The organism is Prevotella sp. E13-17, assembly GCF_022024035.1.
Taxonomy (GTDB): Bacteria; Bacteroidota; Bacteroidia; order Bacteroidales; family Bacteroidaceae; genus Prevotella.
The window spans coordinates 1,421,023-1,444,830 of the sequence record NZ_CP091787.1 but is presented as its reverse complement, the minus strand read 5'-3'; the positions used below and the strand labels follow the sequence as shown (position 1 = coordinate 1,444,830).

Sequence of the window (23,808 nt, the reverse complement as noted above, 5' to 3'; positions counted from 1 at the left end):
CGAATAACAATCATGTTAGAATCACTAAAACAAAAAGTATTCAAGGCCAATCTTGACCTTGTGAAGCAAGGACTTGTTATCTTTACATGGGGTAATGTGTCAGGTATAGACCGCGAAAAGGGTCTTGTCGTCATCAAGCCCAGTGGTGTGAGCTACGACGAGATGAAGGCAGAAGATATGGTAGTCGTTGACCTCGAAACCGGCAAGGTTGTAGAAGGCGAACTCAATCCATCGAGCGACACGCCCACACACCTTATATTATATAAGGCATTCCCCAATATCCAGGGCGTGGTTCACACCCACTCCACCTATGCCACTGCATTCGCACAGGCTGGACGCGACATCCCCAACATTGGCACCACCCATGCCGACTATTTCTATCAGGACATCCCCTGCACACGCGATATGACCGAAGCCGAGGTTAAGGGACAATATGAGTTGGAGACGGGTAATGTCATCGTCGATGAGATACTAAACATCCGCAAAATCAATCCCGACCACACACCTGCTGTGCTGGTAAAGAATCACGGTCCTTTCTCATGGGGCACCTCGCCCGACAATGCCGTTTACAACGCCAAGGTGATGGAGCAATGTGCCAAGATGGCCTTCATTGCATTCTCGGTGAATCCCAATCTCACCATGAACCCGCTACTGGTGGAGAAGCATTACATGCGCAAACACGGACCCAATGCCTACTATGGTCAGAAGGGCCAGAAGCATTAAGATGCTTAAAAAGAAGAGACAAGACAGCTACTTTGATATTCTACAAGCTACTTTATTCAAGTAAAGGAACAACTTTGTTAATTCAAAAAGCTACATATTGATTAATCAAATCAAGCTACTAATTATTAATTAAACACTAACAATATTATGATTAAAGCATTTGACAATTTCGAGATTTGGTGGGTAACTGGCGCTCAGCTCCTGTATGGAGGCGACGCTGTAGTTGCAGTTGATGGACACTCTAAGGAGATGGTTGACGGTCTGAACAAAAGCGGCAACATCCCCGTCAAGATTGTATATAAGGGCACTGCCAACAGTTCTAAGGAAGTAGAGCAGATCATGCTGGCTGCCAACAACGATGAGAAGTGTGTAGGTATCATCACATGGATGCACACCTTCTCGCCCGCCAAGATGTGGATCAAGGGTCTGCAGCAGCTGCAGAAGCCTCTTCTCCACTTCCACACACAGTATAACGCCGAGATTCCCTGGAGCGACATCGACATGGACTTCATGAACCTGAACCAGAGTGCTCACGGCGACATTGAGTTCGGCCATATCTGCACTCGCATGCGTGTTGCCCGCAAGGTGGTTTGCGGCTACTGGAAGGACGAGAAAGCACAGAAGCAAATTGCCGTTTGGGCTCGCGTGGCAGCTGGTGTTGCCGATGCTCACAACGTGCGCTGTCTGATGTTCGGTATGAACATGAACAATGTAGCCGTTACCGATGGCGACCGTGTTGAGTTCGAGCAGCGTCTGGGCTACCATGTTGACTACTATCCCGTCAGCTCTCTGATGGAGTACTTCAAAAAGGTGACCGATGCCGAGGCCGATGCTTTGGTTGAGGAGTATAAGAAGGCATACACCATCAAGATTGACGAGAGTGGCGAGCAGGTTTACTGGGAGAAGGTGAAGAACGCAGCCAAGGCCGAGATTGCTCTGCGCCGCGTGCTGAAAGACGAGGGTGCAACAGCCTTCACAACAAACTTCGACGACTTAGGCGATGCCAACATCGACGATCCCAACTTCTGTGGCTTCGACCAGATTCCTGGCTTGGCATCACAACGTTTGATGCAGGAAGGCTACGGCTTCGGTGCCGAGGGTGACTGGAAGACGGCTTGCCTCTATCGCACACTATGGGTCATCCAGCAGGGCATGCCTACCGGTTGCTCATTCCTCGAGGACTACACGCTCAACTTTGCCGGCGACAAGAGTTCTTGCCTGCAGAGCCACATGCTCGAGGTTTGTCCACTCATTGCTACCGACAAGCCCAAACTTGAGGTTCACTTCCTCGGCATCGGCATCCGCAAGCAGCAGACCGCCCGCCTGGTATTCACCTCAAAGACTGGTGCTGGTATCAAGGCTACCGTTGTTGACCTGGGCAACCGTTTCCGCTTGATTACTCAGGAGGTAGAGTGCATTGAGCCCAAACCTATGCCTAAGCTCCCCGTAGCATCTGCTCTGTGGATTCCTCAGCCCAGCTTCGAGATTGGTGCAGCAGCATGGATCCTAGCTGGCGGTACTCACCACAGCGCCTTCTCTTATGACATCAACGAGGAGTATTGGGAAGACTTTGCCGAGATACTGGGCATCGAGTATGTCAAGATCAACAAGCAGACCAATATTGCTGATTTCAAGCAGACACTCCGCAACAACGAGGTTTACTTCATGCTTAACAAAGCATTGAAATAATTGTATCTAAGCACGAAGAAACGAAGATACGATGGGGCTTCGACCGAGGCAGCCACCAACCTTCGTTCCTTCGTGCCTTTGTTTTCTATTAACGACAAGAATCACTATGACACCAAAACAGACAATAGAAGCAGGCAAAGCAATTCTCGGTATCGAGTTTGGCTCTACCCGCATCAAGGCTGTTCTCATCGACGAGAACAATAAGCCTATAGCACAAGGCTCACACGAATGGGAAAACCAGTTGGTGGACGGTCTTTGGACCTACTCTACCGAAGCCATCTGGTATGGCCTGCAAGACTGCTATGCCGAGCTGCGCAAGGACGTGCAGAAGCAATACGACTGCGAGATTGAGAGTCTCGCTGCCATCGGTTTCTCTGCCATGATGCACGGCTATATGGCCTTCAACGAGAAACAAGACATCTTGGTACCCTTCCGCACCTGGCGCAATACCAACACTGGCAAGGCTGCCGCTAAACTCTCCGAACTTTTCAACTACAACATCCCTCTGCGCTGGAGCATCAGCCACCTCTATGAGGCCATCCTCGACAACGAGGAGCACGTAGGCGACATCAAGTATCTGACCACCCTCGCCGGCTATGTGCATTGGCAGGTGACAGGTCAGTTTGTTCTGGGTGTAGGCGACGCTTCTGGAATGATTCCCGTAGATCCCAAGACCAAGACCTACGATGCCGTGATGGTCAAGAAATTCGACGAGCTGATTGCTCCAAAAGGCTTCTCATGGAAGTTGCTCGACATACTGCCTAAATCACTGAATGCAGGCGAGAATGCCGGTTTCCTCACTCCCGAGGGCGCCAAGAAACTCGACGTGTCTGGCCACCTCAAAGCAGGCATCCCTGTTTGTCCTCCCGAGGGCGACGCAGGTACTGGCATGGTAGCCACCAATGCCGTCAAACAGCGCACTGGAAACGTCTCTGCCGGCACATCTTCGTTCTCAATGATTGTACTTGAGAAGGAACTGTCTAAGCCCTACGAGATGATCGATATGGTGACAACCCCCGATGGCTCTCTCGTGGCCATGGTGCATTGCAACAACTGCACCAGCGACATCAACGCATGGGTAGGTCTGTTCAAGGAGTACCAGCAGCTGCTGGGCATCCCCGTAGATATGAACGAACTCTACGGCAAACTGTTCAACCGTGCCCTCGAGGGCGACGCCGACTGCGGCGGACTGATGGCCTTCAACTATGTCTCTGGCGAACCCGTGACAGGACTTGCTGAGGGACGTCCCATGTTTATCCGTTCTGCCAACGACAAGTTCAATCTTGCCAACTTCATGCGTGCCCACCTCTACGGTGCCATCGGTGTGCTGAAGATCGGCAACGACATTCTTTTCAAGCAAGAGAACATCAAGGTAGATCGCATCACAGGTCATGGCGGCTACTTCAAGACCGCCGGTGTGGGTCAGCGCATGCTGGCTGCCGCCCTCAACAGCCCCATCTCCGTCATGGAGACCGCTGGCGAAGGGGGTGCCTGGGGCATTGCACTGCTGGCTGGCTTCATGGTGAACAACACCAACAAACTCAGCCTTGCCGACTACCTCGAGACCGTGGTCTTTGCCGGCAACAAGGGCGTCAGCATTGCTCCCACCGCCGAAGATGTGGCTGGTTTTGAGCGCTATATCGAGAACTACAAGCGTTGCCTGCCCATTGAGCAAAGCGCCGTTGACAACAAGAAATAAAGCATTATCGCGCCCATTTCTTTGTCTATTCAACTATTTTGCGTAACTTTGCAGACAAATTAGACATTTATTCATTATAGTATTATGAACGACAACAAGATTATGAACCTTGCAGCGGACAACATCCGCATCCTTGCTGCATCTATGGTCGAGAAAGCCAAGAGTGGTCACCCTGGTGGTGCCATGGGTGGTGCCGACTTCATCAACACCCTCTACAGCGAGTTCCTGGTGTACGACCCTGAGAACCCCGCATGGGAAGGTCGCGACCGCTTCTTCCTTGATCCCGGTCACATGGCACCAATGCTCTACTCTCAGTTGGCACTCATTGGTAAGTTCAGCATCGATGACCTGAAGAACCTGCGCCAGTGGGGCTCCGTAACCCCTGGTCACCCCGAGCGCGAGATTGAGCGCGGCATTGAGAACACCTCCGGTCCTCTGGGCCAGGGCCACACCTTTGCCGTGGGTGCTGCCATTGCAGCCAAGTTCCTGAAGGCTCGTCTGGGCAATGTCATGAATCAGACCATCTACGCTTACATCAGCGATGGTGGCGTACAGGAGGAGATTTCTCAGGGCGCTGGTCGTATTGCCGGAAATCTGGGTTTGGACAACCTCATCATGTTCTATGATGCCAACGACATCCAACTCTCTACAAAGACCGAGGTTGTGACTTGCGAGGATACAGCCAAGAAGTATGAGTCTTGGGGCTGGTACGTACAGACCATCAATGGTAACGATGTTGACCAGATTCGCGAGGCCATCAAGAAGGCACAGGCAGAAAAAGAGCGCCCCAGCCTTATCATTGGCCACTGCGTGATGGGTAAGGGAGCCCGCAAGGCCGACAACACATCATACGAGAGCAACTGCGCTACCCACGGTGCACCTCTTGGTGGCGATGCCTATATCAACACGATGAAGAACCTGGGGGCCGATCCCGAAAATCCCTTCCAGATCTTCCCCGAGGTTAAAGAGATGTATGCTAAGCGTCGTGAGGAACTGAAGAAGATTGTGGCCGAGCGCTATGCCGAAAAGGCTGCTTGGGCAAAGGCCAATCCCGAGAAGGCCGCACAACTCGAAGAGTGGTTCAGCGGCAAGGCTCCAAAGATTGACTGGAGCAAGATTGAGCAGAAGGCCGGTGCCGCTACCCGTGCAGCCTCAGCTACCGTTCTGGGCCTGCTTGCCGAGCAGGTGCCCAACATGATTTGTGCTTCTGCCGACCTCTCTAACTCAGATAAGACCGATGGTTTCCTCAAGAAGACCCACGACCTGGTTCGCGGCGACTTCAGCGGTGCCTTCTTCGAGGCAGGCGTAGCCGAACTCACCATGGCTTGCTGCTGCATCGGTATGGCTCTGCACGGAGGTGTCATCCCTGCTTGCGGCACCTTCTTCGTATTCTCAGACTACATGAAGCCTGCCGTGCGTATGGCAGCCCTGATGGAGCTTCCCGTGAAGTTCATCTGGACCCACGATGCCTTCCGTGTTGGTGAAGACGGACCTACCCATGAGCCTGTAGAGCAGGAGGCACAGATCCGACTGATGGAGAAACTGAAGAACCACCACGGCAAGAACTCTATGCTCGTGGTACGTCCTGCCGATGCCGAGGAGACCACCGTATGCTGGCGCATGGCAATGGAGAACACCTCTACCCCAACAGCCCTCATCTTCTCTCGTCAGAACATTGACATGCTGCCCGCTGGCAACGACTACACACAGGCCACCAAGGGTGCCTATGTAGTTGCTGGCTCAGACGAGAACTACGATGTCATCCTGCTGGCTTCAGGTTCAGAGGTAGCCACCCTCGAGGCTGGTGCCGACCTGCTGCGCAAGGATGGTGTGAAGGTTCGCATCGTCAGCGTACCCTCTGAAGGTCTCTTCCGCTCACAGAGCAAGGAGTATCAGCAGAGCGTGCTGCCTGCCGGCAAGAAGAAGTTCGGCCTCACCGCAGGTCTGCCCGTCACCCTCGAAGGTCTGGTTGGTGCCGACGGATGCGTATGGGGTCTTGAGAGCTTCGGTTTCTCTGCACCCTACAAAGTGCTTGATGAGAAGCTGGGCTACACAGGTCAGAATGTTTATGAGCAGGTAAAGAAACTGCTGGCATAATAGTTTAATCCACATAGAGATACAGAGGCACAGAGTATAAAAAATCTCTGTACGTCTGTGTCTCTTTGTTTTTTATAATTTAATACCTATAGCTTATGGAAGTAAAGACTGTTGGCGTAGCCTGCGACCACGCAGGTTTTGCACTTAAAAAGTTCGTACTCGAATATCTCGAGGAGAAGGGCTATCCCTACAAGGACTACGGCACCTATAGCGATGCCAGCGTAGATTATCCCGACTTTGGCCATGCCTTGGGCGAAGGCATCGAGAAGGGCGAGGTATATCCCGGCATAGCCATCTGTGGCAGCGGCGAGGGCATCTCCATGACGCTCAACAAGCACCAGAAAGTGCGTGCCGGTTTGTGCTGGATACCAGAGATTGCCCATCTCATTCGTCAGCACAACGATGCCAACGTGCTTGTGATGCCCGGACGCTTCATCGACAACAACATGGCACGCAAGATCATGGACGAGTTTTTCACCGCCAGCTTCGAAGGCGGCCGTCATCAAAAGCGCGTTGACAAAATTGCGATTAAGTGAGCGCAATAAAGCTTGCATTTATTTTCGAGCGTGAGCAATTTAGATTTTGAAAAAATCAAGGTTGCGATTAAGTGAGAAAGAACCGGAAGCGAGGCCATCGAGCCCCGCTTTCTTTTTTATCATGCATTCAGTAGGGCTCAAGCGATGATGACTTTGCTCGGCTCAGTAGAAATTAAGTGGGCTCGTCACTCCATCCTCATCTCCCACCCCTGCAGCATGGCGAAGTAGTCCAGAGAGTCCGTCCCATTCTCATGAATCGCCATCGCCACAGCCAGTGCCATCCAGCGGGCGGGCTGGTCGCTGGGAATGCCCAGCGGCTCGTTGGGGTCGATGCCCGTCAGTCGGCTCACGTTGGCGATATACGCCTCCGTATTGTTCTCGCCTGGCGGTGCCCACCGCCTGATGATGTTTCGGATGGTAAACAGCCGATATGTGTGGTAGTACGTGCGTGTGAGCAGCACGAAGGCTGCGCGCCAGCCATACGCCATTGTTTCAAACTGACAGAACGCAGCGTCTGTCTGCTGGGCTCTGAGCCCCTGCCATTTATCTTTAGACCGACGGATGTTCAGTGGGTTGTTGTTTCTGATTCCTCTTGGTAAACTCATTTTGTTTAATGTTTATTGGTTATTGTTTATTAGTTACCTAACTCATGATTTCCTTGATGACCTTCTTGTATTTGCCCTGCTTCACGCGCTCCACAAAGCCATGCTTGAGCCACCTATTACATTGCTGATTAGCGGAATTTTTCTCAATATCGAGAATAGCCATCACGTCGTTTATACAAAACGTCTCGGGCAAATCCCTGTAGGCATCGGCATTCCTCGAATTCTTTCTGCGTGGCACAAACTCGCGGGCAGCGTTGTCCCAAGAGTCCTGCAGCATCTGTCCGAAGAAGTGGTCTTGGAAATAGATCACGGCATCATAGATAAGCGTGGAGAACTTCAGGTCGTCATCGCTGATGTCTAGCTGTCCCGTCTTCTTATACTGCTCATACTGTCTAGCCATGATGCGAGGCACGGTGAACCAGGTGGCATAGAACACGGCACGCTTTCTCAGATAGTCCAGCACGTGGTCATCGGCAGCCTCTGCCTCCTGTGCCGATAGCTCGCAGAGCTCATACACATGGTCGGTGAGTCGTTCCAGAGGCAGTTCGCCATGTAGCTGTTCGAAGCGGAAGCCCCATTGCTTCAGCGCCTCGTTAGCCTGCCAGTCCACCATCTTTTTCTTCACCATCTGATAGTGCGCCACCTCCATCTGGAAAATTGCCACACGCGAGCAAAGACCATCGTTGATGTTACGCATGGTGAACTTCTTGTAGAGCGATATCTGGGTGCCCGTGGTGACGCTGTTCCAATACACAGGCAAGATGTCGTTGATCGAGTCACCATTGGCATAGTCCACACCCGAGAGCTCATTATGGAAAGCCTTCAATTCCAGGTCGTGCTTACCTATCCATGCCCCCCCACTCTGTGCCGAGATGGAAGAGTCGAGCTCCGAGTCAAACATATAAAGATGCATGGGCAGCACCTCGCCATCCACCACCTCCTTGGCCCTCTTCAGGCGTCGGAAGAAGATGTTGTTAGAAGTCTTCGTGGGCAGATAGCGTATCATACCCTCGGGCTCCACCAGTGCGTCCTGCTTCTGCGCCTTCGAGCTGGTGCCACGCTTCTTCTGTTCCTGCTTGTAGCGCGTCTCCTGCGCACGCACCTCCTCGTCCTGCGCCCTCATCGCACTCATAATCTGGTCGTCCAGGTCCTTGGCAAAACTCTTTCCGCTGGCAGGGTCGCCAATAATCAATACCTGAGGGTTCATCCTTTGGCGAGCCCCGTTGAAGTGCTTATACCAGCAACGTGTCATCAGCGTACAGTACATAGCACCCGAGGCCATCACCGCCCCCAGCCAGTTGTGTCTGCTCACTCCCTTACAGGCTTCCGCATAAGGGGCGCAAAGGAGAGGTTCCAGCCTCGCAGCGAACTGTTCGTAAGGCACTTCAACTGCTCCCACAGGCTTTGCAGCTGCATCGGACTTGCCTGCATGAATACCCACACTTTCAAGCACCCCCTGCATCCTCTTGGGGATGTCCTTGTATAGTTTTCGCTCACAAGCCGTATGAGCAATGTCGGTGACTTCCTTGTCGCCTCGTTCGCGGATGACGTCCTGCACAAATCCACACAGTCTAAGCACCCTGTCGACCATTTCAGGCTGGTTGTCGCAGATATACCTAAGGTCGAGAGCCAACTGCAACATGGTTCGGTGGCGATCTCCTGAGGCTGGGGCTCCACCTTGCGCGGCCTGCCACGCTTCACATATTTTGGCGTATTCAACGCCATGATAGAGGTTTCCTCCTTCTCCTTCCGATTGAAGGCGGTTGTCTGATTCTTTGTGTGTTCCATTTGTTATTTCTTTTAGTTCTTCAAACTTGTGGTTTTTATCTGTGGGCTCCGTGTGTCCCTGTCGGTAGTCCTCTTCGTACTTCTGTGCGAAGGACTCACCATAATAGTTCAGGAGTTCCTGCTCATTAAGGTAATATACATCCTCTCGCATGGGAGCATAAGAGATTCTCGATGCATCTATACAACTGGCATCTGCCTTCACGCCCAGCGCCTGTGCCAGCTCTATCTGGTTGTCGGCAATGTTGCCTACCTCCACCCTAGCCTTACACACCAGTCTGAGTCCCTTTCCCGACGAGGTCTTATGTGCCATCACCACCTCCCACGGGAAGCCTTCCACCTGTGTACGTTCAAAGATCTCATGCGGGTTGTCCACATGGTCCACGTCAAACATAAACAGTCCGCTCAGGTGAATGCCAGCCAGCACCCTGCGCTTCATGCTGCGCGTGGGGTCTTTCTTCAGCGGGGTCTCGTCGAAGTCGCGAGCCCCGAATATCAGGGGTGGCAAGCTCTCCTTCAACGCCGTAGCCCATCGTGCCAGCTTCTCCTCTCCAGTCAGCGCCATGAAAGCCTCTCCAGTTCTCTTCTTCCCAGCCTCTTTCAGGCAGAACTTCTGAAAATCAGAGTCGTTTGCCCATTGCTCGATGGCTCCTGGCTGTCTGACGCTGCGTATCGTCCTTATCTTCCACTTCACCCTTGGCGAGTCTAGCACCTCGTTGAGCTTTTCCAAAGTGCCTGGCACCGCTGGGGAAACATATTGATTATCTTGTATGCAAAACATAATGATTCTTTTCTACATTAACAAAATTCGATGATTTCCCTATCTATCAGCACATCCTTAGCCTGCTGATTTCCTCTATCCATCTGTGCCATGATGCGTGCCGTGCCCACTCGCTTCTGGAACGCCTCGCGACGTATGATGAGCGTCTTGGTCTCCTTCAGCCATCCGTTTTCCAGCTCCGCAATGGTCTTGTAGCTCGGCACATAGCCCGTTGTCCTCGACTTCCTTGCGTAGGCGGTGAAAGCCTTTTCGCCGGTCTTTTCGTCAAAGTGCAGCGAACCCTGCACATACTCGCCCTTTTTCATGCGGGCAATAACACTATCGTTCAGTTTGATTTTAATGATTACTTCCATTTCTTTTGAGTTGATTTTAAGCGAGAAGAAGTTTCGGATTCCTTGGCCATTTACTCGAGAATATCCTCCTCACTTCAACTCAAAGGTTGTTGTTTTCCTACGGAGTTTTTCTCTCTCCGCTGGTCTTTTTTGCCTACGGATTTTACGGATTTTACGAATTTCTTCTGGCTACGGATTGTAATTAATCATTTCGATTGTTTAATCCGTATAATCCGTATAATCCGTAGGAGTTTTTTCTCCATCCGTAGGCCTTAAATTACTAAAGTGCTTGCAGGTCAGTGATATAAAACATGTTTTCGTGGCGCTCCTGGTTCTCACCCCATGTGCGATGCTTCCAGTACCCCTTCACCACGTAAGGCTGATTCTGAAAATACTCCGTGTCACGGTTCTTCGATGCCAGGTCGCCCGTCATCTCCCCGTAGAAAGTGTCACCACCATGTTTCATCACCACGCCACGACTACGATAATACTCCGGTGTGCCGTCCTGTCGTGTGTACTGGCGCTCAGCGTATGCGCCCACCGCTTGAATCAATACAAGTTTTTCCATTTTTTGTTGTTTTTTAGTTGTTGAACTTCTTGGCATTTCTGCCTTTTCCTATGATTAAAATTCTGATGTACTCCTGCCCCTTCTCAGTCCAGACAGGGAAGCGCGTCTCAACGAGATCGCCCCGCTTGTTGTACCGGAAGTGACTCCGAGTCTTAGCATATCCAAGCCCCGCATAACGTTTGCCGAGCTTCAGTTCGTAAGTTGTTCGCTCACGAAAGAGGAATCCCACATCAATTAAGAAGTGGTGTAGATCCAGGGCAGAGATACCCATCTCCCTAGCCAAGTCGCTAGAGAGCATACAGTTCTCAGTGCCCGCATTACGTTTCTGCTGCAGCTCGCGTATATATTCCTGCGCCTGCCGCATCATCATCTTTTCTTCCTGCGTCATTTTTCCTTTATATTTTTATTAGAATGTACGTGTGTGTAGGTGTGCGTATGTACCTGCGTATGCGTTGTAAATGTAAACATGTCAAAGACCGCATTGTCATTAGGATTTTGTCCTTTCGACGATGCAAAGATAGGCACAAAAAAACGGCGACGGAAGTAATCTTCCATCGCCGACTAGTTTGTGAGAGTTTCTTGCGCAGTTTTGCCTTTATTTGAGAGTTTTCGCCAAAAAAGAGCTAATTTTTTGAGAGTTTTGAGAGTTTTTTGAGAGTTTTTGAGAGTTTTTTTAGGAGATTAGCAATTCCTCAGTCTTATTCGCAATCTCCACATAACTCTTGTATCGCTGTCCCCTCACGGGAGCATTACTTGGAGTCCATAACTTCACAGGCTTAGCAAAACTCTGTACTGCCAACCTTTGCAGCTCAACCTTTAGAGGCACATGTTCATGATGTGGCACCTCCTTTTGCAACATATATAAAAAGGTATCGAAGTCCTCAACCTCAATCACTCTATAGTCCGCCATCATCCTATATACTGCATACCATAGTCTGGCTGCCTTAATCATTGGTGCTATTTCCTGGAAAACATAACTCACCTTCATCTCGCTGATCTTAGGCCTTACGTCTTTTGCCTTCATCGCCCTTCTCACCGCCCTGGCACAAAGTCTGCTTGGCACCCTTGGTGCCTTCTTCACTATCTCCTTCACCCTACCACACAGCTTCACCCGCCTGCTACCATCCAGCAGCACAGGCTTGAAGTCCTCGTTCTGAGGCACCAGCCACGTCCTTCCCTCCTCGTCCTCGAAGTAAGTCTTCAGCGTGTACTCCCCCTCTATGCATGCCAGCACGATGTCACCATCGAAAGGCTTGTCTATACCTACCACCTTCACCACGTCGCCCGTGGCAATGCCCGCATCTTTCATCGACTCGCCCTTCACCGTCACCATAAATTCCGGCTTGATGGACAGCAGTTCTTTCGGCAGCAGCACCGACTCCATAAAGTCCCCTGTGCATTGCGCAGGTTCGCCACAAGGCACCTCCGCGTCATAGAGAGGCACCTCCGTGTCGCACAGCATAGGTCTCAACCCCTTGTCCTGCATATCGCGGAACAAGGCCCTAAGTTCTTCTGTTGTCATTTTCTAGTTTATGTTTTCAATCAATTTAGTTATACCTTTTCTCTTTTTACCTTTTCATTTATATATAATCCGCACGATCTTCGCAGAGGGTGCGGAACTTGACTTTTTGAGGGTAAACAATAACACGATAAGTGCGATTGTCTGCATGATTCATTTCAAATATTAACTTTCCAATAACCCGTTTTGTTACTGCCTACACGAACTATCAGCCCCAAGGATTTCAGTACGGAGATATGCTTATATATCTGTCTCTCCTTTAATCCTAACTGTTCGCAGAGAGCGTTGACCGTTGCTTTTGGATTCTGGTGGATAATGTCAAACACATCCCACGTAGGCTTTGAAACCTCAGGAAATTTATCCTGTATTTTATCCTGCATTTTATCCTGTACTTCCGACTCCTCTTCAACCTCGTAACTATCCATCGCATTAAGCAGACAGCGCAGCATAAACTCTACAAACAGTGTACTTTCGCCTACCTGATCGCTTTTTTGAATCACGCTGTAATACTCTTGCTGATGTTCTTTGACTATTGTCTCTACGGGGAGCCATGCAAAGAGCCCTTTCCAACGAGACAACAACATGGTTTGCCAATAGCGTCCCATACGTCCGTTACCATCAACAAAGGGATGAATGAACTCAAACTCATAATGGAATACGCACGAACAAACCAGCGGATGAACATCTGTCTTTTTTACCCATTCAAAGAGGTCGCCCATCAACTGTGGCACGCGCTCAGCAGGAGGAGCCATATGCAGACAGTTACCTTTTCCATCAAACACGCCCACCCCTTCTTGTCTGTAATGTCCAGAATTGCGCACCAAGTCTTTCATCATCAGCTCATGAGCCCGCAACAGGTCCTTCTCTTTGAAGGCATCCAACTCTGACATCAGGCGATATGCCTCGACAGCATTTTTCACTTCCTGAATCTCGTCAGGAGCACCTAGCACTCGCTTGCCATCAATAATATCTGTCATCTGTTTAATCGACAAGCTGTTATGCTCTATTGCCAGCGACGAATGGATGGTCTTTATCTGGTTTTTCTTGCGTAGTTGTGGAGAAGGAATATTATCTCCAAGACGGGTCATAATACTTCCTACCTGTTCTGATATCTCGCCTATCAGACGTATAATCTCAGACGTTATTTTATATGGTGGCGTATACATATTTCCTATAGGTCTTCGAATGATTTATTCAAATTGTCTATTCAAAAACTTGTCGAAGAATCGGCGGCAGAATCGGCGGGACAGGTTCCAGATTCTTTCTACCAATGCTCACGACGATTCGGTGTGAGCTGGTAGCCTTCGTCTTGAGAGAATTCTTTTTCGTGTTGCAGTTCGATGAGAATCCGAAGAACTCTGGCTCTTTTTCCTAAATCTTTCAGAGTGCGAAATTACAAAAAATCCCTTACACTCCCAAATTTATCTCAAATGAATTAGCGATTCACATCGCATTTCTATAAATATAGACTAATATAATTCGCAAATGTATGAAAACACTATCTTGAATAGTTGGTATAGGTCCTAATTCATTTGGGGAATCAAGTACCTGTCCCGGTGATTCAAGTACCTGTCCCGGTGATTCAAAAAAATCGAGAATGATACACTTACAACCCATTCCGCTTTAAATATCTATGATAAGTGTCATTGGTACCTGTCCCTGATGTCATACAAAAGGGTCGGTTCTTGGCAAGCCAAGCGAGCAAGCTCGAGCGCCGTTGTGCACTAAAACGCTAAAAAAGGGTGATTTCTTGTAGATGTAGAGAAATTAATATATCTTTGCCACATATTACTATAAAACCCACGCTTATGACGCACGGAAATACACGGAAACACCCTTCTTCCTACCTCACCATCGACGATGAGTGGGACGGCGAGACCTTTATTGAATACTAATTTTAAAACAAATAGTAACATGAAAATACAATTACTATTATTCGCTATGATTTTACTACCATTGGTAGCTAGTGCCCACGACATTGAAGTTAAGAATGCCGATGGTGTTACCATTTATTACAACTACATTAATAATGACACGGAATTGGGGGTTACTTTCCGTGGTGATAGTTCTTATTCTTATTCGGACGAATATCAAGGCAATGTCGCTATACCTGAGGAAGTAACCTACATGAACAGGACACGCAAGGTGACGAACATTGGAGATTATGCGTTCTATAAATGCGATGGCCTTACCTCCATCACCATCCCCAACAGCGTAACGAACATTGGATATGGTGCGTTCATGTATTGCTCTGGCCTCACCTCTGTCACCATCCCCAATAGTGTGACGAGCATTGGAGGTGGTGTGTTCTCTGGTTGCTCTGGCCTTACCTCCGTCACCATCCCCAACAGTGTGACGAGCATTGGAGAGGGTGCGTTCTTTCAATGCTCTGGCCTCACCTCCGTCACCATCCCCAATAGTGTGACGAGCATTGGAAATGGTGCGTTCTATTATTGCTCTCGCCTTACCTCCGTCACCATCCCCAACAGTGTGACGAGCATTGGAGATCATGCGTTCGAGGGATGCTCTGGCCTTACCTCTGTCACCATCCCCAATAGCGTGACGAGCATTGGAAATTATGCGTTCTTTGGTTGCTCTGGCCTTACCTCCGTCACCATTCCCAATAGTGTGACGAGCATTGGAGAGGGTGCGTTCGATGGTTGCTCTGGCCTTACCTCAGTCACCATCCCCAATAGCGTGACGAGCATCGGAAATAATGCGTTCTATGGTTGCTCTGGCCTCACCTCTGTCACCATAGGCAGTGGTGTGACGAGCATTGGAGCTGAAGCGTTCGATGGAGCGGATATTCCAACTGTCGTTTCTTTGATAGAGAATCCGTTTGAGATAACAGGAAAGACATCGGATTATGATGGAACTTTCTCTCAAAACACATTCAATAATGCAACGCTGTATGTTCCGAAGGGTACTATAGATAAGTACAAGGCAACTGATGGTTGGAAAGACTTCCTGTTTATTGAAGAAGGAACGGGCGGTGGCGATACGCCAGAAACGCAGAAATGTGCTACGCCTACCATCAGCTATGAGAATGTCAATGTGTATGGCATCAATGGCACTCAGGCTGGTTCGGCTATCAGTCAGAGTGGTGCAGCTACAATTAATACGAACCTACAACCTGGCTCTATCGCCATCGTAAAGATTGGCCCAAAGTCAGTCAAGGTCGCGATTAAGTGAGAATAAAGCAGAGCTTGCTCATGCTTTATCGAACGTGAGCGAGCTCGAGCAAAGCTCAAGGTCGTGATGAAATAGTTTTTATGATCTATCAGAAGCATCCCTGCCCGTTTCTATTTCGAGCAGGGATGCTTTGTTATCTGATATCCAGTTATGCCAGAGGACAGTCCACCGACATAACAGATATTGACAAATACCCCACGCCTTCAGATTTAAATAAATAACTATATGAAATCCAGTTTCATTTGAATAGCTCTGAATGGGAGCCAAGTCTCACAAGTTCTATAGTGTCGGTCTCTTCGTCAATCCATATCAACAGGAAGTCCCCTTCTATGTGACATTCCATGCAGCCTTTATATTCACCAAGGAGCATATGTGCTTTATACTCTATGGGAATAGGTTGCTCATTCATCAGCATTTTCAATACCTCTTTAAGCGCTTCAACCTTCCTAGGATTATTTCTATATTTCTTGTAGTCCTTCTTATACTGGGTAGTAGGTTGTAGCTTTTTCATTTATCCGAATCTAGATCCTTAAAGAGTTCATCAACACTATCATAAACCTTATTGGGGTTCTTTCCTGACTTAGCCTCTTTGATAGCAGCTTTAGTCACCTCGTTAGGTTCATCAAATACAATACCTAGCAGTACACTTTCAACATAGTTGTTGAGTGTCCTGTTCTCTCGTGCAGCATTTCGTTTTAATTCCTCTATGAGGTCAGCCCTAAGTCTGAACGAAGCGGGCTTTCTAATAATCGTTGTAGCCATACTCTGTAACTCAATTGTAATACATCTGAATGCAAAGATAAGACTTTTGTTTAAAACCTCCAAGAGTTTATATAAATAATTGCACCCGATGGTACGATTATCGCCACTAGCCTCGATGTAGCAAGTTGTACGAATTGAAAGAGAGAGCCTACCCCCCAATAAAGAGGTAAGCTCTCCTATTGTTCGTCATATTACCTTGCGTGGCTGGGAATAAAAACAATTCAAAACGGCAAACCAGCATTATCATCCCCCTGCATATAATCCAAAGATTTGTATTCTTTCATGGTTTTTGAACGAATAGAAAAAGAATATAATGCTTTTCCCATATCGTCAAAAACTGCAATTTCATCTTTTAATTTGTTTCCTCTATCAAATGATATTTTGACTATGTGGTAAGGACAATATGACTTTACTTTTTTTGAGTCTTTATAAAGAATAAGAAAACTCCCTGCTATTATCTCATGTTTTATTATTTCTGCCCTATTACCAGTCTCATCTTCGTAGTAACCTGAAGATATTATGCTGTTAAACTCTTCAGGAGTCCAATATCTTTCAAAGGGAAGATTATCACTCGAAGACGTTCCATTTAACTGCCTCTGAGACTTTACATTATTGGGGCTTGCATAAGAGTTCTCACGAGATTCAAAATATGGTTGAAATTCATTTTCATCTTTTTGACGTTTCTCTTTGTTACATACAACATAATAAATACCACGAATGGAGACTGTGTCCTTTTTGTATATACATTCACCTTTAAAAGGTCTATACTTACATACACGGAGGCAATCAGAAAATGGTTTTAATTCATAGTTAGGATTGTTTTTGTATTCTCTTACTTTTTCTTCTATTTCCTTCTCTTTAAAATAATTATGCAACCATGATAGATTTAGTGAATTTGAATTGATATCATCTTCAATAGAAAAACAATCTATATTTATAATCAATTCGTTACAACCACCTTCATCTTTCCCGTGTTTAATGGTTGCTAATTTATCTTGGCTACAAATGTTAAATATATAAGGTATACCATCAGACGATATAACTTTTATTTGCGAGAAAAGCATATCATCCGATCTGGACAGAACAGATGATTCCTTAATTGAAATGATTCTGCTATCGTAATCATCAAACGCAGGAATTGTAAGTTCTGTACAACATAACAAATATTCTTCCAACAATGACACTCTCTTGCGCTTTAATTCAATAATTTGAGCATCATAATTGGGATTGTTTATCCATTGTCTATTATCAGCAGATTCAAGTATAAATGATTTTAAGTTTTCTAACTTTTGCTCTCTTACATCAATCTCTAAACATGTGATATTTGATTCTTTTAGTTTCTCCTTTTTTGTTTCGTCAACTTCGTGAGTATTTCGAATTTCAACAAACCAGCGTAAACCATCTTCTGTGACTCCCACTACATCTGGTTGTAAGTCCTTTCGTTCAACTCGTAACTCCACTTCTACTTTTGTAAATGACAATTTTTGCTTGGCAACTTCTTTATACTTCGGAGCCATCACGGCTTTTTCCTCTTCGATAATTTGTTCAGCCAATTTGTGTAGAGCCGTCATGTATGAACCATGACAGTCGGAGTCTTTTTTATGTGCAAAATGAGCTTGTCTACCACCTTCATGACCAAGTCTTGCAACCAATGGTTCTTTACACTTTGGACAACGACAATTACATGAAAGTCCCCTTTCCACATCATTAATGTAGATCATTTTCCCAAATGCATTTAATGCATAGGTCAATTTGGGTTCTTTCTTATTCTCAACCATACTCGTAATTGTTCTTTGTACCTGGAACGTGGTACGAGACAAATGTGAAATTATATCATTTCTTAGTAGTTATATTTTTCCAATTCCATGCGTGTTATGCGCTTTGGAATTACTATAGTACACAAAAGGAGCCATCCCTTTTGCGTATACTTACCATACAATGGGCTTATAAATCATCCATATTATTCACATGATTAACATCACTATTGGCTATATCCTCATAATCAATGTGTAAAGTCACCTCGTCCATAAATGAATAAAGAGAATTGGCTATGTACATATTAACATAACCCATACCTTTATCTTGTTTGCTATTATATACAAAAATTGAAAGTGCAGGATGTCCTTCCTGTTCACTATCTGTGACAAGACCCGTAGAATACTTAGACTTTAACATCGAACGGAATGTGTAGAATTTTTCTTCACCCGAATCCTTGTTAAGACAAGTAATAACAGCTTTTGCGCGATATACTATTTTTGTCTTCTCGTTATAATAAACAAAGAAGTTGGCCTTCTCACCAGAAAAAGAACCTTTAAAACATCGACAACCAGCACTTAATTGTCGGCTCGTTTCTGCATCATATCTAATTCCTTTTGCTTGTAACTTTGTCTGAAAAGCTGTAATACTACCATTTAAGGGTATACCCATAAATTTCATATGCTCAGTTTGAGCTTGTGTAAGTATCGAAAATAAGCAACAAAGAACAACAAGTAAATACTTTTTCATAATCTATATCTCATTTGTTTTATATGCAAATTCTGTTTCGAGCTCAGAACCTTGCAAGTTCTAATTGAAAATTTACAAATCTTCCATAGCTTTGGCTCTGATTATATCACTATTGATACCATCTTTATATGTAAGCACCACAAAACATTTCATTACGCCTTTATGACTAATACTGAGTTGGATTTCGCCTTTTGGTGTTTTAAAAGTTGTAATATATTTACATTGATCTATTTGGACTTTAGTCATCCTAGAAGCATCATCTTTCGGCTCGGAATAACCTTGGAATTCCTCAATTACATTTGCAGGCTCACCATATTTCTCAGTCAGCATCTCCTTAAGCAAGAAGTAATTACGGGAAAGTGGCGCCCATGTATCACAATCAGGAAAAAACACAATTATCTTGCTAACTAAATCCTTCTGCTTTAATGTGGATACACCAATAGTACATCCCTTATAAGCAGCAAAATCACCTGTCAGAATAGCAATACCATCCTCTGTCCCCATATCGTCGAAGCCTTTCTGCTTCATCTTTTGAACATATTCACTCAAAGTTCCGTCTATGGGTACGCCCTTGAAGCTCAAGTGAGGAGATTCAGTTTGTGCATACAATGTCAACGACAAAAGTGTTAGCACTAGTGATAGCATCATCTTTTTCATAGTCATACTCTTTTCATAGTCCATAATCACTTAACTATTCAAGTTAATTCGCCAACTCTGTCTTTCTTATATCTCCAAAGACTTTTACAAGCAAAGCTTGTCTTTCCTCTTTTAATTCCTCAATATGAGAGACATCTGAATATTTAGAAAAATCTGCGATACAAATATCTGTATAGCCCGAAATATTTTTCTGTAAGAAGGTGTCGGTTACTTCCTGTAGAGTTTTATCTTTCTTTTGTATATTATCAGCCTTTGGAAGTAGCTCTAGGTTGAATAAAGCATCACGATATCCAATAGGAATCATTGAGTTATTATCCAGTTTTGCTTTGGGGATTATGTGGTCAACCTCGGAAGTTTCTTCTAAAGACGTGTTGGGAGCTTTCTTTTGCAATGCATACTGATAACACAAAATAGGTGTTAGATGCTTTATATCAAGTGGTTGTCCATTATAGTTTCCGTTGCATGAACTTTCAATCAGATTTTTCCAAGAGGTTTCATCAAGTGGTACAATCCTATCATGCCAGTTTTTAACATGATTAGCCATTTTAGAGTCACCCGACCCTCTCCAAGAACCTATTGAATATTCAAAGATGAGTCTATCAAAGAGTGCTTTGGCATCACGAATGAATGTATTATATTCTGTAGAAGACACACGAGGCGAACCCTTTTCTTGCCAATCAAGAAGTAAGATTGTCATATATTCGAGCGTTGGGGCTGCTCCTAAAAGTTTGTATAGCGGTTTATGCCAACTACGCAAATATTTGAAAAATTCATTTTTAAGTAGAATCTCACAAATGGTGTTAATATCATCGACTAAATCATCTATACTCATACCCCATTTAATACTCTTGTTTCGCTCAAGTTCATTCACGACAACAGCAGATATTCCCTTATTGAAATATGCACTCATTAACTTAAAACCTAGGGTAATTTGAGTTAAGTCAATCTCCTGTGAGTTGGTTTTTTCAAGATAATCCTCAAATATCAGGTGCTGATCGTTAATTCGTGAAATCAATGTTGCACCATAGTCCCATCGAACAACATTACCATCTTGTGGTAATTCTACACCAAGACGTGAATAAAGTTCGCTTACTAGTTGCTGCATTTTCTCATCGGCCATCACCACTTTCTCATTCCAGAAAGGCTTTGCCGATAACAATTCTTCTGCTTTCAGTTGTGTTCCACCACTATTAATACGAGAAAAAATATTTTGTGCATCAAGCGGAGTTACATTCTTAAGAAGAATAACACCAATGCGAGCTTCTGTTATGATTTGTTCTGAATTAGCAATAACATTAATAATCTCATTAATATCGTCCCACTTCTGCTCAACTTGATTTCGGAAATCTTTTTCTTTTCCATCTTTTATGGCTCCTCCAAAATCATCCATATATTGAATGAAGTTTTCCTTTGATGGCGTGCCAACCTTATTTTTATAATCAAGAAGGAATTGACGCAAATCCTCAGGATTAATCTTAAATCCATCACGCTTTGGTGCATATGGAGGACGTGACAAAGATTTATTTAGGTCTGAAAAAATTCGTTCCCATCTTCCGCCATTGGCAGTTTTTTGGTGTACCATTAGAATGATATCAAGGAGCGTCCGCAATCCTTTACGTTGGCGAAACTTATTTATATCCTCGTCAATCTCTGTCTCTTCAAAAGCAGGCTCTGCAACACCAATTATTTCTTCATCCTCCTGTTCTTCTTGTTGTAGATATGCATCAATCTTTTCCCAATACATATCCTTAACTTCTTTCTCATCTTGAGTATTCTTAAACTTAATATATTTACGAGCCCATTCATACACCAAGTCAGGATTAGCGCGGAGTTCTCTCAAAGCAGTTCGTCTTTGTCTGCCGTCAAGTAACCATGAGGTATGACCTTCGTCGTTTATGATAACAACACCAACAGGATATTCTTGGAATATGCTAATAGCCAGCTCAAAATTCTGTTTGGCAGTCCATGTTGACTTACGTTGAAAACGTGGCAGTTTAATCTTACTGTCAGTTACAAACTCTGAAATAGAACGTGTCTCAATGTTATAACTCATAATATCTATAGTTTATTCTTCCGAAGGCAAAATTACAAAATCTTTGTAAAAAATCTACCTTATCAAATAAGAAAAATGAGTTTAATTTGATAAAATTATCGGCAAGAACAGATCTAAACTATCCAAATTCGATCTAAATATCTATAATTTCTTTGGACTTCTTAGCGGGATCTCCGACCTTTGCAACAAAAAGAGAGATGTCGAACCCTGCATTTATGTCTGTCTGCTTCGAGGGGAAGCGGCGAGAGCTAAGGGCTCTATATGGTGAAATGAAGAGACTGCAAGAAAGGGAGATACCTTTGGTGCAGAACGGCTACTATTACCCGACGCGATGGCTGGGCAATCTGGTCACGAGGCTTGGGGCCGACTGGCACGACGTGTTTTGCCGAGGCACCTGGAGCGACTTGGAACTGAAGAAGAACCACCTGTATTTCTGCACTGAAACAGCGTGGCAACCACCATTCGCTCTGCTCAAACTGATTCAGAATGTCTATCCATCATTGAGATACTATTTTGAAGCCGAGGGCGATGAATGGGATGCGTATCTGACAAATGATGCGGAAGGCAAGTACTATTCCAATCGATATGTCGTAGACTGTGAACCCGACATAGAATACTTCGACACGATTGAAGAGGCCAGCAACCACCTATCTGCCTACGTTGGCAAACCCGTTGCCGCTACGTGGCAAGCATTATGTGAAGCAGCAGACGAATGGAACGCTGACAACCCAGACACCGACTGGTTTATCAACGTGAAGCAGATAGAAGTCATCAGCAATGAAGAACTGTGACAACAAGGGAATGTCCCTGTTAGAACTGAGTGCACAGTAGGGTCGGTTCCGCTGTGCACTAGAAAAGTTGTATTAAATTTGGTGGATTAGGATAAAATCGCTAACTTTGCAGCGTCAAAAGTGCTAGTGGATGCCTTTGTCGCACCATTAACACTCTAAAAGGATTAAATGTGGCTTACACCTTAGACGTGTGAGCCACTACCTTTTTTATATACCACAAACGTATGACAAGGGACTGTCACCTGGAACTTGGCGCTCGGCTTCGCTGCTTGGCTTGTCCAAGAACCTGAAACTTGAAACCTGAAACCAAATTTAAAAAACTACACTACCAAAAATTACACCGTTTAATTCTGAGACGAACGTGTAGTTTCTTACTTTCTTATTTCTTACTTTCTTACTTTTTGCTATAATTTTCTTTCCGCAACAAGAGAGCAAAGAAAACAACAAGTTATTATAAATTTATATATTATATATAATATTATAATATTATATATAATATATAAATTACAAGTACATTTTGAAAACACCAAAAAATAAGAAAGTAAGAAGTAAGAAAGTAAGTTTTTGCATCAAATTGTCTTTCCCTGTATAGTGTTGACTCCCTTTGAGCCTTGATTTGATACTGTTTTGTTAATTACTGTTTCTTGTACTGATTTAGTTGACTTATCTCTCTGATCCAGTTGACTGCTTTCCTGATTTTGTTGTCCCTTTTCCCGGGTTTGTGGACTTCATACTGGAAGCGTTGACCTTTTCATCTGAGACAAAATGTCTTTTTCCATACAGAATACCCGATATATATTTTTCTGTATTTTACCCCTAAAAAATACCCTCGAAAAATGGTGGTTTGTTGCCTGTATATTTGCACACCTCGCATTTATTTAGTACCTTTGCAATACATTTGAGGAACGGAGGATGGAGGCGCCAAACGGAGCGTTTAATGCCGGCAAACGGGACGAATGGGGCCACCAAACGAAATCCTCGGCAAAATCACAATTAACTTTAACCATTTAATACCTTAACACTATGCCTGTACTTTACAAAACTTATGTCAACCAGATGAGAAACTCAAAGATGTTCGGCAAGGTCTATGCCCGCATCGTATCGCTGAAGACCATGACTTACCCTGAGCTGTGCAAGCACATGGCGGAACACAACTCGGTGTATGGCACCGATGTCTGCCTGGGCGTTGCCAACAAGTTGCAGTCCTGTATCCTGGAGCAGCTGATGGAGGGTAAGAAGGTGCAGTTTGGCGACCTGGGTACGTTCTATCTCTCTACGCACACCACGGGTGCCGACTCTGAGGAGGAGTTCAACCTGGCGTCCAACATACGCGGAATATACCTGCGTTTCCAGCCCAGTCGCATGGACTTGAACGACCTGACGTCGAAGTCGCTGAAGAAGCGTGCCTCGCTCCTTAACGTGAAGGAGTTGGCGGGAATTGAGACCGCGAGTCAGGAGGAGAATAAGGACTAACAGACCCACCCCCGTTCCCCTCCCTGTAGGGAGGGGCGCTT

Annotated in this window: 21 protein-coding genes; 8 read left to right on the top strand and 13 right to left on the bottom strand. The window is 45.7% G+C overall.

From position 1 onward, the window contains the following. Positions 1-12 precede the first annotated feature (12 nt). The 5 genes from L6472_RS05465 to rpiB all read left to right on the top strand — a co-directional run bounded on the left by L6472_RS05465 (position 13) and on the right by rpiB (position 6,744). Positions 13-723 (top strand): L-ribulose-5-phosphate 4-epimerase, encoded by a 711-nt coding sequence (locus L6472_RS05465; RefSeq protein ID WP_027456145.1) that lies wholly within the window; start codon positions 13-15, stop codon positions 721-723. Between the two features lie 147 nt (positions 724-870). Further along, entirely contained in the window at positions 871-2,412 is a 1,542-nt protein-coding gene (araA, locus tag L6472_RS05460) for an L-arabinose isomerase (RefSeq protein ID WP_237807636.1), read from the top strand. A gap of 106 nt (positions 2,413-2,518) precedes the next feature. Continuing rightward, positions 2,519-4,111 carry a xylulokinase gene (locus L6472_RS05455; protein WP_237807635.1) on the top strand — a complete coding sequence of 531 codons (1,593 nt, stop codon included), beginning with the start codon at positions 2,519-2,521 and terminating at the stop codon, positions 4,109-4,111. 84 nt (positions 4,112-4,195) lie between these two features. Further along, on the top strand, positions 4,196-6,208 hold the full coding sequence (locus L6472_RS05450; protein WP_237807634.1) for a transketolase: 2,013 nt from the start codon (positions 4,196-4,198) through the stop codon (positions 6,206-6,208). 95 nt (positions 6,209-6,303) lie between these two features. Beyond that, positions 6,304-6,744 (top strand): ribose 5-phosphate isomerase B, encoded by a 441-nt coding sequence (rpiB, locus tag L6472_RS05445; RefSeq protein ID WP_237807633.1) that lies wholly within the window; start codon positions 6,304-6,306, stop codon positions 6,742-6,744. Between the two features lie 185 nt (positions 6,745-6,929). Here the strand turns inward: rpiB and L6472_RS05440 are convergent, their stop codons facing one another. The 7 genes from L6472_RS05440 to L6472_RS05410 form a co-directional block, all read right to left on the bottom strand. Next, positions 6,930-7,349 carry a hypothetical protein gene (locus L6472_RS05440; RefSeq protein ID WP_237807632.1) on the bottom strand — a complete coding sequence of 140 codons (420 nt, stop codon included), beginning with the start codon at positions 7,347-7,349 and terminating at the stop codon, positions 6,930-6,932. 37 nt (positions 7,350-7,386) lie between these two features. Then, entirely contained in the window at positions 7,387-9,915 is a 2,529-nt protein-coding gene (locus L6472_RS05435) for a BT4734/BF3469 family protein (protein WP_237807630.1), read from the bottom strand. A gap of 17 nt (positions 9,916-9,932) precedes the next feature. After that, positions 9,933-10,268 carry a hypothetical protein gene (locus L6472_RS05430; RefSeq protein WP_237807628.1) on the bottom strand — a complete coding sequence of 112 codons (336 nt, stop codon included), beginning with the start codon at positions 10,266-10,268 and terminating at the stop codon, positions 9,933-9,935. A 259-nt stretch (positions 10,269-10,527) separates the two neighbouring features. Continuing rightward, entirely contained in the window at positions 10,528-10,815 is a 288-nt protein-coding gene (locus L6472_RS05425; protein ID WP_027449630.1) for a hypothetical protein, read from the bottom strand. A gap of 13 nt (positions 10,816-10,828) precedes the next feature. Further along, a complete protein-coding gene (locus tag L6472_RS05420) occupies positions 10,829-11,203 on the bottom strand; it encodes a phage antirepressor KilAC domain-containing protein (protein WP_237807626.1) in 375 nt (124 codons plus the stop codon). 285 nt (positions 11,204-11,488) lie between these two features. Next, positions 11,489-12,337 (bottom strand): LexA family transcriptional regulator, encoded by an 849-nt coding sequence (locus tag L6472_RS05415; RefSeq protein ID WP_237807624.1) that lies wholly within the window; start codon positions 12,335-12,337, stop codon positions 11,489-11,491. Positions 12,338-12,492: 155 nt separating this feature from the next. After that, positions 12,493-13,500, bottom strand: coding sequence for a Fic family protein (locus L6472_RS05410; protein WP_237807622.1), 1,008 nt, complete (start codon positions 13,498-13,500; stop codon positions 12,493-12,495). Positions 13,501-14,275: 775 nt separating this feature from the next. Between L6472_RS05410 and L6472_RS05405 the strand changes: the two genes are divergently transcribed. Next, a complete protein-coding gene (locus tag L6472_RS05405) occupies positions 14,276-15,526 on the top strand; it encodes a leucine-rich repeat domain-containing protein (protein WP_237807620.1) in 1,251 nt (416 codons plus the stop codon). A 238-nt stretch (positions 15,527-15,764) separates the two neighbouring features. On the opposite strand, the gene L6472_RS05400 is transcribed toward L6472_RS05405, so the two are convergent. The 6 genes from L6472_RS05400 to L6472_RS05375 all read right to left on the bottom strand — a co-directional run bounded on the left by L6472_RS05400 (position 15,765) and on the right by L6472_RS05375 (position 21,503). Then, positions 15,765-16,037: a type II toxin-antitoxin system YafQ family toxin gene (locus L6472_RS05400; protein WP_237807618.1), complete on the bottom strand. Its 273-nt coding sequence runs from the start codon at positions 16,035-16,037 to the stop codon at positions 15,765-15,767. Beyond that, positions 16,034-16,288, bottom strand: a complete 255-nt coding sequence (locus L6472_RS05395; protein WP_237807617.1) for a toxin-antitoxin system protein — start codon at positions 16,286-16,288, stop codon at positions 16,034-16,036. Before L6472_RS05395 ends, L6472_RS05400 begins: the two co-directional genes overlap by 4 nt. Before the next feature lie 221 nt (positions 16,289-16,509). Next, on the bottom strand, positions 16,510-18,066 hold the full coding sequence (locus tag L6472_RS05390) for a competence protein CoiA (RefSeq protein ID WP_237807615.1): 1,557 nt from the start codon (positions 18,064-18,066) through the stop codon (positions 16,510-16,512). A 166-nt stretch (positions 18,067-18,232) separates the two neighbouring features. Continuing rightward, the gene (locus tag L6472_RS05385; RefSeq protein WP_237807613.1) at positions 18,233-18,793 is read right to left on the bottom strand and encodes a hypothetical protein; all 561 of its coding nucleotides are present in this window, start codon (positions 18,791-18,793) and stop codon (positions 18,233-18,235) included. Between the two features lie 72 nt (positions 18,794-18,865). Next, complete coding sequence (locus L6472_RS05380) at positions 18,866-19,474, bottom strand: hypothetical protein (RefSeq protein WP_237807612.1); 609 nt, start codon at positions 19,472-19,474, stop codon at positions 18,866-18,868. Between the two features lie 19 nt (positions 19,475-19,493). Then, complete coding sequence (locus L6472_RS05375; RefSeq protein WP_237807611.1) at positions 19,494-21,503, bottom strand: DUF262 domain-containing protein; 2,010 nt, start codon at positions 21,501-21,503, stop codon at positions 19,494-19,496. A 269-nt stretch (positions 21,504-21,772) separates the two neighbouring features. On the opposite strand from L6472_RS05375, the gene L6472_RS05370 reads away from it, so the two are divergent. Then, on the top strand, positions 21,773-22,294 hold the full coding sequence (locus L6472_RS05370) for a hypothetical protein (protein ID WP_237807610.1): 522 nt from the start codon (positions 21,773-21,775) through the stop codon (positions 22,292-22,294). Between the two features lie 1,023 nt (positions 22,295-23,317). Then, positions 23,318-23,767 carry a hypothetical protein gene (locus tag L6472_RS05365; RefSeq protein ID WP_237807609.1) on the top strand — a complete coding sequence of 150 codons (450 nt, stop codon included), beginning with the start codon at positions 23,318-23,320 and terminating at the stop codon, positions 23,765-23,767. Positions 23,768-23,808 lie beyond the last annotated feature (41 nt).

Excerpts from the sequence above, each read along its gene's own strand:
- L6472_RS05465 (WP_027456145.1), top strand. The coding sequence starts at position 13 with ATGTTAGAATCACTAAAACAAAAAGTATTCAAGGCCAATCTTGACCTT.
- araA (WP_237807636.1), top strand. The coding sequence starts at position 871 with ATGATTAAAGCATTTGACAATTTCGAGATTTGGTGGGTAACTGGCGCT.
- L6472_RS05455 (WP_237807635.1), top strand. The coding sequence starts at position 2,519 with ATGACACCAAAACAGACAATAGAAGCAGGCAAAGCAATTCTCGGTATC.
- L6472_RS05450 (WP_237807634.1), top strand. The coding sequence starts at position 4,196 with ATGAACGACAACAAGATTATGAACCTTGCAGCGGACAACATCCGCATC.
- rpiB (WP_237807633.1), top strand. The coding sequence starts at position 6,304 with ATGGAAGTAAAGACTGTTGGCGTAGCCTGCGACCACGCAGGTTTTGCA.
- L6472_RS05440 (WP_237807632.1), bottom strand. The coding sequence starts at position 7,349 with ATGAGTTTACCAAGAGGAATCAGAAACAACAACCCACTGAACATCCGT.
- L6472_RS05435 (WP_237807630.1), bottom strand. The coding sequence starts at position 9,915 with ATGTTTTGCATACAAGATAATCAATATGTTTCCCCAGCGGTGCCAGGC.
- L6472_RS05430 (WP_237807628.1), bottom strand. The coding sequence starts at position 10,268 with ATGGAAGTAATCATTAAAATCAAACTGAACGATAGTGTTATTGCCCGC.
- L6472_RS05425 (WP_027449630.1), bottom strand. The coding sequence starts at position 10,815 with ATGGAAAAACTTGTATTGATTCAAGCGGTGGGCGCATACGCTGAGCGC.
- L6472_RS05420 (WP_237807626.1), bottom strand. The coding sequence starts at position 11,203 with ATGACGCAGGAAGAAAAGATGATGATGCGGCAGGCGCAGGAATATATA.
- L6472_RS05415 (WP_237807624.1), bottom strand. The coding sequence starts at position 12,337 with ATGACAACAGAAGAACTTAGGGCCTTGTTCCGCGATATGCAGGACAAG.
- L6472_RS05410 (WP_237807622.1), bottom strand. The coding sequence starts at position 13,500 with ATGTATACGCCACCATATAAAATAACGTCTGAGATTATACGTCTGATA.
- L6472_RS05405 (WP_237807620.1), top strand. The coding sequence starts at position 14,276 with ATGATTTTACTACCATTGGTAGCTAGTGCCCACGACATTGAAGTTAAG.
- L6472_RS05400 (WP_237807618.1), bottom strand. The coding sequence starts at position 16,037 with ATGAAAAAGCTACAACCTACTACCCAGTATAAGAAGGACTACAAGAAA.
- L6472_RS05395 (WP_237807617.1), bottom strand. The coding sequence starts at position 16,288 with ATGGCTACAACGATTATTAGAAAGCCCGCTTCGTTCAGACTTAGGGCT.
- L6472_RS05390 (WP_237807615.1), bottom strand. The coding sequence starts at position 18,066 with ATGGTTGAGAATAAGAAAGAACCCAAATTGACCTATGCATTAAATGCA.
- L6472_RS05385 (WP_237807613.1), bottom strand. The coding sequence starts at position 18,793 with ATGAAAAAGTATTTACTTGTTGTTCTTTGTTGCTTATTTTCGATACTT.
- L6472_RS05380 (WP_237807612.1), bottom strand. The coding sequence starts at position 19,474 with ATGGACTATGAAAAGAGTATGACTATGAAAAAGATGATGCTATCACTA.
- L6472_RS05375 (WP_237807611.1), bottom strand. The coding sequence starts at position 21,503 with ATGAGTTATAACATTGAGACACGTTCTATTTCAGAGTTTGTAACTGAC.
- L6472_RS05370 (WP_237807610.1), top strand. The coding sequence starts at position 21,773 with ATGAAGAGACTGCAAGAAAGGGAGATACCTTTGGTGCAGAACGGCTAC.
- L6472_RS05365 (WP_237807609.1), top strand. The coding sequence starts at position 23,318 with ATGCCTGTACTTTACAAAACTTATGTCAACCAGATGAGAAACTCAAAG.